10 protein-coding genes are annotated in these 12,209 nt (G+C 59.3%); 7 read left to right on the top strand and 3 right to left on the bottom strand.

Going from position 1 to position 12,209, the window contains the following annotated elements; genetic code table 11:
- The coding region (locus tag EO133_RS07195) for an HAD-IC family P-type ATPase (RefSeq protein WP_164734918.1) at positions 1-758 on the bottom strand (758 nt) is incomplete at its 3' end.
- A 179-nt stretch (positions 759-937) separates the two neighbouring features.
- Here EO133_RS07195 and EO133_RS07190 point away from each other — a divergent pair.
- The 7 genes from EO133_RS07190 (at position 938) to EO133_RS07160 (ending at position 9,725) form a co-directional block, all read left to right on the top strand.
- Complete coding sequence (locus tag EO133_RS07190) at positions 938-1,732, top strand: YdcF family protein (RefSeq protein ID WP_127071975.1); 795 nt, start codon at positions 938-940, stop codon at positions 1,730-1,732.
- A gap of 8 nt (positions 1,733-1,740) precedes the next feature.
- Positions 1,741-2,193: a c-type cytochrome gene (locus EO133_RS07185; RefSeq protein ID WP_206513478.1), complete on the top strand. Its 453-nt coding sequence runs from the start codon at positions 1,741-1,743 to the stop codon at positions 2,191-2,193.
- 124 nt (positions 2,194-2,317) lie between these two features.
- On the top strand, positions 2,318-2,521 hold the full coding sequence (locus EO133_RS07180; protein ID WP_127071974.1) for a heavy-metal-associated domain-containing protein: 204 nt from the start codon (positions 2,318-2,320) through the stop codon (positions 2,519-2,521).
- Between the two features lie 560 nt (positions 2,522-3,081).
- On the top strand, positions 3,082-4,542 hold the full coding sequence (locus EO133_RS07175; RefSeq protein ID WP_127071973.1) for a multicopper oxidase family protein: 1,461 nt from the start codon (positions 3,082-3,084) through the stop codon (positions 4,540-4,542).
- A 55-nt stretch (positions 4,543-4,597) separates the two neighbouring features.
- Complete coding sequence (locus tag EO133_RS07170; protein WP_127071972.1) at positions 4,598-5,464, top strand: F510_1955 family glycosylhydrolase; 867 nt, start codon at positions 4,598-4,600, stop codon at positions 5,462-5,464.
- Between the two features lie 785 nt (positions 5,465-6,249).
- Complete coding sequence (locus EO133_RS07165; protein ID WP_127071971.1) at positions 6,250-7,230, top strand: AAA family ATPase; 981 nt, start codon at positions 6,250-6,252, stop codon at positions 7,228-7,230.
- 8 nt (positions 7,231-7,238) lie between these two features.
- Positions 7,239-9,725 (top strand): S8 family peptidase, encoded by a 2,487-nt coding sequence (locus tag EO133_RS07160; protein ID WP_127071970.1) that lies wholly within the window; start codon positions 7,239-7,241, stop codon positions 9,723-9,725.
- Positions 9,726-9,967: 242 nt separating this feature from the next.
- Here the strand turns inward: EO133_RS07160 and EO133_RS07155 are convergent, their stop codons facing one another.
- Positions 9,968-11,353 carry a protein NO VEIN domain-containing protein gene (locus tag EO133_RS07155; protein WP_127071969.1) on the bottom strand — a complete coding sequence of 462 codons (1,386 nt, stop codon included), beginning with the start codon at positions 11,351-11,353 and terminating at the stop codon, positions 9,968-9,970.
- 172 nt (positions 11,354-11,525) lie between these two features.
- A partial coding sequence (istB, locus tag EO133_RS07150; RefSeq protein WP_127071967.1) for an IS21-like element helper ATPase IstB occupies positions 11,526-12,209 on the bottom strand: 684 nt, incomplete at its 5' end.

Raw genomic sequence — 12,209 nt, 5'->3', positions numbered from 1 at the left:
TCCTGACCAGTTTGAAGCACGCGGACGCGAAGGGAACCTTGCCCGTTCACGGTGCCGCCGAGGACTTCCGAGGAGTCCGACTTGTCGACCAGAGCAGATTCGCCCGTGATCATGGATTCGTTGACCGAGCTCTTGCCTGAGATAACGATGCCATCGGCGGGGATTGATGCCCCTGGACGCACCAGGACGACGTCATCGGCTTTGAGGTCGGAGACGGCCACCTCTTCTGTCCGGTCCCCTTCAACCACGCGCACTGCCATGTCCGGTAACAGCTTGGCGAGTTCATTGAGAGCGCCCTGAGCCTGAGAAATCGAGCGCATCTCGATCCAGTGTCCCAGCAGCATGATGGTGACCAGCGTGGCCAGCTCCCACCACAAGGGATGACCATCGAACCCGAGAAAGATAGCAACGCTGTAGATAAACGCAACGGAGATCGCGAGCGAAATCAACGTCATCATGCCCGGAAGGCGCGTTTTGAGCTCGCCGATTGCGCTGCTCAAAAACACCCAGCCACCGTAGAAAAAAACGATGGTGCCAAACAATGGTGGGATAAAGTTTGATCCGGGAAAGTGTGGTGCAGTGTAGCCGAACCACTCCTGGATCATTGGCTCCCAAATGACAGTCGGTATCGTCAAAGCCAGCGAGAGCCAGAACTTGTCACGAAACATGGAAACCGAGTGGCCCGCATGCTTGTCGTGCCCCGATGCATCCTTTGCACCAAGGCCACTGTCAGCATGGTGGTGTTGATGTTCGTTCATTTTCCAGACCTCTCCGCTCCAGTCACTGCCTTAGGTGGATTTCTCCACACGAGCGTTGATCGAGGTCAAGCTCGCACTCCGGACTTTGCTGCTTCCAATGGTAGGAAGGTCAAGCGGAATCGACGTCAATCGATTGTTGACGGCGAAGGTGCTACTGGAAGACGTCGTGGAGGTCCCCGATGTTTTTCAACCTATCCAAATTACTGAGCTTCTTCCTGGTCCCTTCCAACATCCTGCTACTTGTTTTGCTGGTGGCCTTGGGTTTTTGGCTGCTGAAGTTCCGCAAAACGGCGGCAACGCTGGGCATTGCTTCAATTGCAGGGATGGTCTTGGCGGCGTGGAGCCCGATAGGTGTCGCTGCACTCAGCATTCTTGAGGATCGCTTTCCACGCCAGCCCCTGCCAAGCGAGATTTCTGGAATTATTCTGCTCGGGGGAGCCGTCGACACACACATCTCCCACGATCGTGATGCGCTGACCCTCAACGAAGCAGGCGAACGGGTCATCGAAACCCGAATGCTTGCCGAACGCTATCCGAACGCCGCGATTTTTCTTTCGGGCGGCGGCGGGCACCTTTTCGACGATGGCAGCCTGACCGAATCCGAACTGGCCAGGCAGGCGCTCATCGCTGCAGGAGTCGAGGACGATCGCATTGAGATGGAAGAGCGTTCCCGCAATACATGCGAGAATGCCAGGGAGACGGCTGTCGCTCTCGGCGACCGGGCTTCAGGAACCTGGCTTCTTGTCACCTCGGCCAGTCACATGCCACGCGCGGTTGGGTGCTTCAGGGCCGCATCCCTCGCGGTTATCCCCTATCCGGTGGATTTCAGGACAAAGTCGGGCAACATAAACTGGTCCGCCACAGCATCAAGTGGCCTGTCGGCTGTCGATCTGGCAGCGCACGAATGGATTGGCCTTGTGACCTACCGTATGGCAGGGCTCACTGAGGAACTGTTCCCCTCGCCGGACCAGTGAGGCTGCCAATGTCACGCCCGATAACAATGGCCGCCGCGATCATGGTGCTCGTCGCCTTAAGCGTGGCTTGGTTCGCATTCGGTCGTGCGGCCGATGGCCGGGCACAAGCTGAGCGCCTCGCCCAAGGCCGACACCTCTACGTCGAACACTGCGCCGCTTGTCATGGAGAGAATCTGGAGGGCCAGCCCAACTGGCAGGAGCGCCTGCCCAACGGGCGAATGCCTGCCCCTCCCCACGATGCCACCGGTCACACATGGCACCACAGCGACGACCAACTCTTCCGCATCACGCGCGACGGGGTGGCAGAAATTGTCGGCGGCACCTATGAGAGCGACATGCCCGGGTTCGGAGACGTCCTCACCGATGACGAAATCCGGGCCGTTCTCGACTATATCAAGAGCACCTGGCCCGAGCGCGAAAGCCAGTATCAGGCGCAGATGTCCGAGCGCGATCGTGACTGAAGAAATGGTCGGGGAGGCCGATACGCGCCCCAGCCGCACCAAACCTTTTCGTCACAGCCCCTTGACCTTACCACGGTGGGAAGCACCATATTCGCAACAGCTGAAACCAGTAAGGAACACGTCCATGCACATATTCGAGGTAAAGGACATGACGTGCGGTCATTGCGCGGGAACCATCGAAAAGGCAGTGAAGACCGCAGACCCGCAAGCGACTATCGAAATCGACTTGATTGAGCACCGCGTCAGCATCGAAAGCGGAGCAACGGCCTCGGCGCTGGAAAAGATTATCGGAAATGCGGGATATTCTCCCATTCTGCGGCAAAACTGACCCAACTCGCCTTGGTTGGGCCATCCCGGTGCGACACGATTTCATGATGTTTCGCGACCGGGAGGCTGAATCGGTATAGGTTCAGACTTGTGTACCAGCGTCACTGGGGCTTATCCGGGAAATGCACGCATTGGCTGGCAGAACATTACGGATAATCGCGGCCCTTTGCCTGATCTTGGCAACGGGACTGGTTTCAATTACCCATGCTAGCCCGCCTTTGGGACATGCAAGCATGTCCCATGACGAACACGCCATGTTCATAACCGCCGATGGGCATCACCACAGCTCCTCAACTGACGAGCATAGCCTGGCGCACGATGCGCTCTGCTACGCGGCATGTTTTGCGCCGGCGGGCACATATCCAAGTGCAGTGTCGTTGAGCTACTCGAAGCCTGCGGTCCACGGGCCGTTCCCGAAGATACAGCTACAGTCCGGCCTGAGCCTTCCGCCCGGCAAGCGACCGCCGAAACCTGTTTCAATCCTGTAGTCACCGCCGTCTCCTCAGACGGTTCACGATAACGCGACAAACATCGATTTGCGCGACACTTCGGATTGAAAAGATGACAAACCATATCTCACGCCGCGGCTTTCTGGCCGTCACAGCAGCAATGGCCGCTGCAACCACCCTGCCGGTCCAAATCCTGGCACAATCCTCGGCCCTGCGCCTTACCGCAGGCACCCGGACCATCGATGTCGATGGCCGGGCCGCTACCGTTTTCGGCCTGCTCAATGAACGTGGAGGGCACGGCCTCATCCTCGAACCCGGACAGCGGTTCGAGGTCGCCTTGCGCAATGACCTCGACGTTGACACCATCATCCACTGGCACGGGCAAATTCCGCCCAACGATCAGGACGGCGTGCCGCACATGCCCATGCCGGTACTGGCGCCGGGCGAAACCCGCCACTACGATTTTGATCCCCTTGCAGGCACGCACTGGATGCACAGCCACATACCGGTGCAGGAAATGCAATTGCTGGCCGCACCTCTCATCGTGAGGCGCCCTGAAGACGTGGCTGCCGACCGTCAGGACGTGGTGATGTTCCTGCACGATTTTTCGTTCAAGTCACCCGAGGAGGTGCTTGCGGAAATCGCGAGCGGTGAAGGGCATGGCGGCATGGATCATGGCAGCATGGGGCACGGTGGTATGGATCATGGCGCGGCCCAGCCCATGGCCGGAATGAACCATTCGGGAATGGGTGGAATGGCGATGGATCTAAACGACTTCGACTTCGACGCGTATCTGACCAACGACCGGACCCTGTCGGACCCGGAAGTCGTTCGTGTGGAACGTGGTGGCCGGGTCAAGCTCAGGATCATCAACGCTTCGGCAGCGACCACCTATTGGATCGATACCGGGATCGAGGGTCGGCTTGTCGCGGTAGATGGCCATCCCGTTGAACCCGTAGGGGGCAAACGTTTCGGACTTTCGATGGGGCAGCGCCTCGATATCGACCTCGACCTGCCGGCGGAATACCGGGCCTTCCCCGTATTCGCCCTACGCGAAGGCGAAAAGGAGCGCACGGGGCTCATATTGGCGCCGGCCGGGGCAACAATCTCGCGGCTCGCCGCCATTGGCGAGGAGGCCGCGCCACCCTTCGATATCAACCTTGCCCAGGAAGGTGCGCTGCGGGCCCTCGATCCGCTGCCAAGCCGCGATGCCAGCAAATCGCGCGCAGTGTTGCTGGATGGATCGATGTCGCCCTATGTCTGGACTATCGACGGCCGGACATGGGATGATCACCTCCCGATTGTCGCCCGCAGCGGCGAACGCGTGGAAATGACCTTCCGCAACCGCTCCATGATGGGACATCCGATGCATTTGCACGGACATAGCTTCCAGGTTGTTGCGATCGGTAACCGCAGGTTCACGGGCGCCGTGCGGGACACGGTCCATGTTCCGCCGATGACCAGCCTCACCATCGCCCTCGATGCAGGTGAGGCTGCCAACTGGATGCTGCATTGCCACCACATGCCCCATTTGTCCTTCGGCATGATGACCGAATTTCAGGTACAGGCGTAATCGAGGGCACTCCAGCCGTCTGTGACGGCTGGAGTCCTTGCAAGGGAATGAAATTATGAATGCTTTTGGAAAACTCTTGGCCGGAGCCGCGTTCGCGGCGCTTGGTGCGTATTCCGGTACCGCACCAGCGCAGGAACGCTTGGAACTCGAAACCCTGCTCGCCCAGACTCATGTGCACGGATTGGCGCCGGACCGCACACGATCCGACGCTCTCCTGCTGGCAACCCATCATGGATTGTGGTCGCTCGACCTCGAGACAGGTCTGGCAGATTTTGTGGGAACCAGCCGGGACGATTTCATGGGGTTCTCTGCGCACCCGCAAGATCATCTGCAGTTTTGGGCCAGCGGGCATCCTGCTACCGGCGGAAATCTCGGGATCATCGCTTCCCAGGACGGGGGCCGGACCTGGGCAAAGCTATCGGATGGGGTATACGGCCCGGTCGATTTTCACCAGATGACGGTCAGCCCTCTCGACCCTGATGTCCTCTATGGCGTCCATCACGGCACCAGCCTTCAGCGCAGCGCGGATGGCGGCGTAACCTGGGACGAGATCGGTATTCTGGCTAACGGGCTCATTGATCTCGCCGCCTCAGCCGCCGACCCCGATACGCTGTACGCGGCCTCGGAGGCGGGATTGTTCAAGAGCGAGGATGCGGGACGGACATGGCTGCGCGCCCATCCCGGCGCTACCCCGGTCACCACGATCCACGTCGATGGCGATGGCATCACCGCCTTCGTGTTCGGGGAGGGGCTGATGGCAGCGAGCGAGGAGGATTTGTCCTGGTCGCTCGTAACCGATCGGATCGGGGACGGGTATCTGCTGCACCTCACGCGCCTCGACGACCAGCAATTCGCTGCCATCTCCGACCAGAACACCATTGCACTTGTCGCGGATGATGGCTCGATCCAACAGATGGACTAGCCATCGCACATCCGCGCGTGCTGGGCACAGTGGGCCCGGCTTGCGCTTTACCGAGTCTGGGCGATGATGCACCTGAGGGAATTGCATCGCTCAACGAGCCGACAACCGACGCTACCCTAAACATCATAGCGCCACAGCGCATCCAATCGCAAATTTCCGATATTGTGGGATAGTGTCGCGTACGACTCGGTAGCGGAGGACCGCTACCGTCAAACCCCACACCTACCGGATATACGCTACAAGCTCCGATTGTCCTCTCGGCGTCTGGCAGCGTAATCATGCTGTCCGCATTGGCGCTGTGAACGGACCGGCGGCTTTTCAGGAGCGAGGTTTGGAATGCAGACATTTGCTTGCCTTCGAAATACACAGCGAGTCCGAATCTCGTCCGGCGCCATTTACGAACTAAACTGGGCACTGCGCGCGGGATCGCTCCATTTCTCAGTAAGCGGTGTCGGGATTTTCAGGACCGGGGTGCTGCGGATAAAGGTAGTGTGACGGTCAGGCCTTGCCGCATGCACAGCGTCTTGTGAAGTTCTTATATTAGGATTTGAAGGAAACGATGTTTTAAGGTCTATTTGTAAGGTGTCGATACAATACTACTCGCGCGGAATCTGATTCTTACACGTGAGCGCTATCTCAAAAATGTTCCACAGCCGGAGCCGAATAGACATACCCGACCGCGGTCCGCGCTTGCGCGGCGAGCGGTTTTGCGACATCAGTCGGTTGATCGTGTTCGTGGCCCGTTCCTGTCAAGCGTATGGCCGAATTATCGCAATGGACCGGATATGACGGCCTCAAAGCATCTCATAGCGCTCCTGAAGAGCCACATCGCCCGCGATGACGATCAATTCCTGTCTATCGCGATGCAGGTGGCTGCCCATGAGGCACGCAAAGGCCACGGTCAGGTTGCCCAGCAACTGCGGGCGCTCGTCGATCAGGCACGCAGCAGCGGCAAAGTCGAACGGGCGCGCAGGCCGGTTCCTATCGCCCAGCCAAAAGGCGATCTAGCCGCGCTGGTATCGGTTAGTTTTTCAGAGACGCGGCTTGCCAGCATGGCTTTGACCGACGAACTGGAGTTGCGCCTCAAGAGAGTGCTTACCGAGCAGCGCCAGCAGCACAAGCTGGTCGAGCGGGGGTTACAGCCGCGGCGGAAGCTTCTCCTTGTAGGCCCGCCCGGGTCGGGAAAGACCATGACCGCCGGCGCCCTGGCCGGCGAATTGCACCTACCGCTCTTCACAGTGGTTTTCGACACCCTGATTACACGGTTCATGGGCGAGACCGCATCAAAGCTGCGGATCATATTTGACGCGATGACCGAAACGCGCGGCGTCTACTTCTTCGATGAATTCGACGCCATCGGCTCACGGCGATCCGAGCGCAATGATGTTGGGGAAATCCGCCGCGTACTGAATTCGTTTCTCCAGTTTCTGGAGAAAGACGACAGCGACAGTCTGATCATCGCCGCCACAAACCACGTCGAACTGCTCGATCCGGCCTTGTTCCGGCGCTTTGATGACGTGATCCAGTACGACCTCCCCGACGAGGATGTGACGCTGAAGATACTTCAATCGCGTTTGGTCGGCTTTGATACCGATAAGTTGGATTGGAGCAAGGCCGTCGAGCTTACAGCGGGTCTTAGCCAGGCCGAAATCGCCCGCGCGGCTGATGAGGCCGCGAAGCGGGCGATATTGGCCGATCGCAGTGATGTCACCGACGCGGACCTGTCAGTCTCCATAAAGGAGCGGCGTTCGGCAGCGCATAGGTAAGAGGATTGATGCCGAACGGGGAACAGCGGGCTCTCAAGCACATTTATATTACCGGTAACGGGCGGCGGGAGCAGTTCACGTGGCCGAGAGGCGGAGGCGGCGAAGTCGTGCTCCCGGCGCGTAATCGCGCTCAGCATGCGGCGCATCTGGAACAGGCTCTGACATCCGCGATCACAGCCGCAGCCGAACAAGCCGCGGAACGCAATCCGGAAATCGCCGGTGGAAACGCCGGCTTTTATCTCGAATTCGATATTGGCAAAGAGCAGCGCCCGCTGCTCGACAAGCTCGAAGACAAGCGGGGCCAGGATCATATCGAACTGGTGGCCGTCCGACCCGCAGAGTCCGATCCGGAAAATCTGCTATCGGCCACAGTATTCGTTCCGGAGGCCAAGCGGGAGCTCTACCTCAAGAAGGTCGAAGATTACCGGACGCAGGAGACGCCAACAGGCAAGCCCAAGAACCAGCCGCTCGTCGCTTCGTTGGAAGATGTGCGGCTCGCTCATGCCCGCTCACTTTTCACGGATGACATTCAGATGTTTCCGGCGGCAGGTCAGCATGCCTGGTGGGAAGTCTGGCTGAGAACGGGAGGCCGGCCGATCCTTGAACATGCGGCCGACATTCTTGACATCGTGTTGCGAGAGCATGTCGTCCGGTTTCCAGAGCGTGAGGTCGTGCTAGTGCTCGCGACGCCTAGTCAGATCGGCATGATCGTTTCCAATACCGATGCCATTGCCGAGTTGCGGCTCGCGCGAGATACGCCATCCGTGTACCTGGCGATGGACCCGACCGAGCAGCGCGATTGGAGTGACGAGTTGGCGGAGCGGCTGGAAGTCCCTGATGCCGGCGCACCGGCAGTCTGTATTCTGGATTCCGGGTCGACGCGCCCTCATCCGCTTATCGAGCCGGTCCTTAATGCAGAGGATCAGCAGTCGTGGAACGGGGTCTGGCCGGTAGAGGACACCAGCCCGATGTGGCGCGGACACGGGACGAAAATGAGCGGCCTGGCGCTCTATGGGGATCTGACCGATCCTCTGGCTAGCACCGACCCGCTCAGCCTGAGCCATGTTCTGGAGTCGGTGAAAATCCTGCCGGATCAGGGAGCGAACGATCCCGATCTCTATGGCTACATCACTGCGGAGGCGATGAGCCGGGCCGAGATACAAGCGCCGGAGCGTTCGCGGGCTTTCTGCCTTGCCGTTACCAGCGCGGGCGATCATTGGCGGGGGCGCCCGTCCTCATGGTCAGCAGCCCTTGATGAACTGGCCTATGGTGATGGTGATACCCAGCGTATTGTCGTCGTTTCGGCAGGCAACGTGAACGCTCTTTATCCGGCAGCCGAGTATCTTGATCAGAATGATGCCGCGCCGATCGAGAACCCCGCGCAGGCGTGGAACGCCCTGACGGTGGGAGCGGTGACTGAGAAGTGCACCATCACCGATGCGACCTTTGCCGGGTGGAGCCCGATGGCCCCCGCCGGCGATCTCTCACCGCTCAGCCGGACATCCCTGACATGGAAAAATGAGTGGCCGATCAAGCCCGATATCGTGTTCGAAGGCGGCAATTACGGCGTCAATCCCGCCAATGGCAACAGCGATCATCTGGATGACCTTACACTGCTGACAACGAATAATCGTTTGCAAGTCGGCTACTTCAACGTTATCGCGGACACAAGCGCTGCAACGGCCTTGGCTTCTCGCATGGCAGCGCAGATATTGGCCGACCGCGCGGGCCATTGGCCCGAAACGGTCAGGGGATTGATCGTTCATTCCGCCGACTGGACCCCGGCCATGCGCGGGCATCTTCCGGTCAATCCGAAACAGACCCACAAACGGGTTCTGTTGCGTCGCTATGGATATGGCGTTCCTAATTTGGGCAAGGCGATCCGTAGCCAGGCCAATGACGTGACGCTTGTGATCGAAAGCATGATGCAGCCCTTCTTCATTGACGGATCGACCATCAAGACCTGCGATATGATCTTCCACGATCTGCCGTGGCCGACCGAGACGCTGGAGGGGCTTGGCGAGGAACAAGTCGAACTGCGCGTGACGCTGAGCTATTTCATAGAGCCCAATCCGGGGGAGCGGGGCTGGACCAAGCGCCATCGCTACGCCTCGCACGGTCTCCGTTTTGCCGTGAAGCGGCCCGAAGAGGATGTGGATACCTTCCGAGGACGCATCAATGCGGCCGCGCGTGAGGAGGAAGATGGCGCTTACGGCGGCGGGCAAGACGATGGATGGGTCCTCGGCCCGCGCCTTCGGGACCGCGGTTCCCTTCACTCTGACATATGGGAAGGTACCGCTGCCGACCTTGCCAATCGCCACGGCATAGCGGTCTATCCGACCGGCGGCTGGTGGCGTGAGAAAAAGCGTCTCGAACGCTATGACAGGGAAGTGCGCTATGCCCTCATTCTTACCCTTCGCGCGCAGACGACCGTCGATCTCTACACCGAAATCGCCAATGCGATCGGCATTGACGTCGAAGTGGAAACGGCCTGAGGGTGAGCTAGACTGGGCCGAGGAAGATGATGTCGCTCTAGCGTGCTCCAGCGGAGGAGATACAGCGCTAGGGTATCGAGTCTAGGGACCGCTACCGCAAATCCCCACACCTACCGATTATACGCTATAAGCTCCGATTGTTCTCTCGGCTTCTGGCGGCATAGTCATGCTGTCCGCCTGACTCCGTGACTACGCACGTGTTCTGCTACAAGGGCTCATACACGTCATGCCCCCGACTTCTATCATCTCCTTGGACTAAAGCCGTACCTGATGCCTTCTCCAAGGATGCACAGCAGGGCTTCCCCCTCTTCGCTCATCGGGTTGGGCAGCATCTCCACACGCGTAAGAGACGGTTCGCCAACATTGCTGACATAGGCGATAGCGTACCGCTGCCCGCTCCTGGGTCGAGCAGCCGCCTTGGCCGCCCTGACTTCGCTTTCGCCCATCTCGAACATACGAGGATCACTGAGGCTAGCTTTGACCTCTATGAGCAGCGCCTGGCTTCGGAAGCTGACGGTGAAATCGTAACCGAGGCCATCATCACCTTTGCGCCCGGTGAAGGGCTCCGAATTCTCGGAAACCCACGCGGCATCGATATTCTGCTTGGGTAGTCTGTTCTTCAGCCAGTTGTAGACGACAAGCTCGCCCAGTTTGCCGATCATGTCGGTCTTGTCAGACGGCGCTCTCCGGCCAGCCGGCGGAGCCTTGCTGCCCCGCTGACTTTTCCGGTCTCTTGTCTTTGGCTGAGCACGCGGCACCAGATCGGCCGGCGATCCTACGGGGCTTTCCAGCACACTCTTCGGGAGCTCATCGGCCAGTTCGGATGCGATTGCAGACCAATCCGCGGTTTCAGGGTCTACGCTTCGGCCGTTGAACGGTACCGAGCGCGCCTCGCGTCTCCTGGCTTCCGCCTCTTCCTTTTCGCGGCTGCGTTCGGCATCGAGATCGTCGTCACTGAGCTCCAATTGCCCGCGATCAAGCGTGGCACGCATTCTCTCCGGCCACACACCGAGCGTCTGGCACCAAATGAATAGCAGTGTTTCACTCAGCTCCAGGCAATCGAAGACGCCAGCTTCATCGAGCCGGGCGCGGAGAGAATCCGCCCATTTGTCGACTTCGTCCCACAAGGCCGGTCGCGTGACCTCGTGCTTCAGGCACCACGCCCTTATGACCGGCCCCGCCTCCCGGGTGAATTTGCGAACCGCATCGGCATTGGCTCGCCTTAGCGCATCAAGCGGCACCAGATTCGGCTTCTTGCTCTTGCGGGTGGCTGCATGCTGCGCTAGCCATTGATCCACCCGCTCTGCCATGATGTCGCGGGGGACCTCATGGTAGCGGAGTTCCCATGCCGGATCGGGAGAAAGCGACCGGAATTCCTCTCTCAACTGCGCATATTCCTCTGCTGCCTTGCCTTTCTTGATCACCGGATAGAAGACGGCGCGCAGCGCATCCACGATCTCGATTTCGATGTCGTGAATGTAGTTGGTCAGCAGGCTGGCATGGAGTTCCGGATAGGTGTCGGGGCTCTCGCCGGCCGCGAGCAGGCTGCGGTTGAACGCCTCGAAGTCCAGGCCCAGCCGGTCTCGCAGTTCACCTGTCGTCAGGGCCCCCTTACAGACTTCAAGCACAAAGTCTGCTTCCAGGTCCAGCTGTCGCAGCGACGGGCTGAGGACGGAACGAAGCTGGTCAGGTTCCTTGATCGCTTCGGCTTCAACGTGTTGATTGCCGTTGAGATCTGACCCGGTATTTTCACCGAGAATTGACCCGCCTCATGGATATGATTTGGGTTTGGTCAGATGGTCAAGTCGGTGCTTTCTCCTTTTTGGTTTTTGTGGCCTGGGCCGAGCTGTTCCTGAACCGGAAGCTGTCGTTTCCGGTTTCGAGGATATGGCAGTGATGGGTGAGCCGATCGAGCAGCGCGGTTGTCATCTTGGCGTCTCCAAACACGCTGGCCCACTCGGCAAAGCTGAGATTGGTGGTGATGATGACGCTGGTGCGCTCATAGAGTTTGCTCAGCAGGTGGAAGAGCAATGCCCCTCCTGATGCGCTGAAGGGCAGGTATCCAAGCTCGTCGAGAATGACCAGGTCGGAATGGACGAGCCGATTTGCGATCTGCCCGGCCTTGCCCTGAGCCTTTTCCTGTTCCAGCGCATTGACCAGTTCAACGGTCGAGAAAAAGCGCACTCTCTTGCGGTGATGCTCAATGGCTTGGATGCCCAGGGCTGTGGCGATGTGGGTTTTGCCGGTTCCCGGTCCCCCTACCAAAACGACGTTGTCGCTCTTTTCGATGAAGGCACCGGAATGGAGCTGGCGCACCAGGGCCTCATTGATCTCGCTGCTGGCAAAATCAAAGCCGGCCAGGTCCTTATAGGTTGGAAAGCGTGCAACCTTGAGCTGATAGGCGATCGATCGTGTCTCGCGTTCGGCCATCTCGGCCTTGAGCAATTGGGAGAGAACCGGAACGGCTGCCTGGAAGGCCGGAGA

The organism is Pelagibacterium lentulum (genome assembly GCF_003992625.1).
In the GTDB taxonomy this organism is placed as follows: domain Bacteria; phylum Pseudomonadota; class Alphaproteobacteria; order Rhizobiales; family Devosiaceae; genus Pelagibacterium; species Pelagibacterium lentulum.
This window is presented reverse-complemented; position numbering and strand designations above follow the sequence as displayed.

Excerpts from the sequence above, each read along its gene's own strand:
- EO133_RS07190 (WP_127071975.1), top strand. The coding sequence starts at position 938 with ATGTTTTTCAACCTATCCAAATTACTGAGCTTCTTCCTGGTCCCTTCC.
- EO133_RS07185 (WP_206513478.1), top strand. The coding sequence starts at position 1,741 with ATGTCACGCCCGATAACAATGGCCGCCGCGATCATGGTGCTCGTCGCC.
- EO133_RS07180 (WP_127071974.1), top strand. The coding sequence starts at position 2,318 with ATGCACATATTCGAGGTAAAGGACATGACGTGCGGTCATTGCGCGGGA.
- EO133_RS07175 (WP_127071973.1), top strand. The coding sequence starts at position 3,082 with ATGACAAACCATATCTCACGCCGCGGCTTTCTGGCCGTCACAGCAGCA.
- EO133_RS07170 (WP_127071972.1), top strand. The coding sequence starts at position 4,598 with ATGAATGCTTTTGGAAAACTCTTGGCCGGAGCCGCGTTCGCGGCGCTT.
- EO133_RS07165 (WP_127071971.1), top strand. The coding sequence starts at position 6,250 with ATGACGGCCTCAAAGCATCTCATAGCGCTCCTGAAGAGCCACATCGCC.
- EO133_RS07160 (WP_127071970.1), top strand. The coding sequence starts at position 7,239 with ATGCCGAACGGGGAACAGCGGGCTCTCAAGCACATTTATATTACCGGT.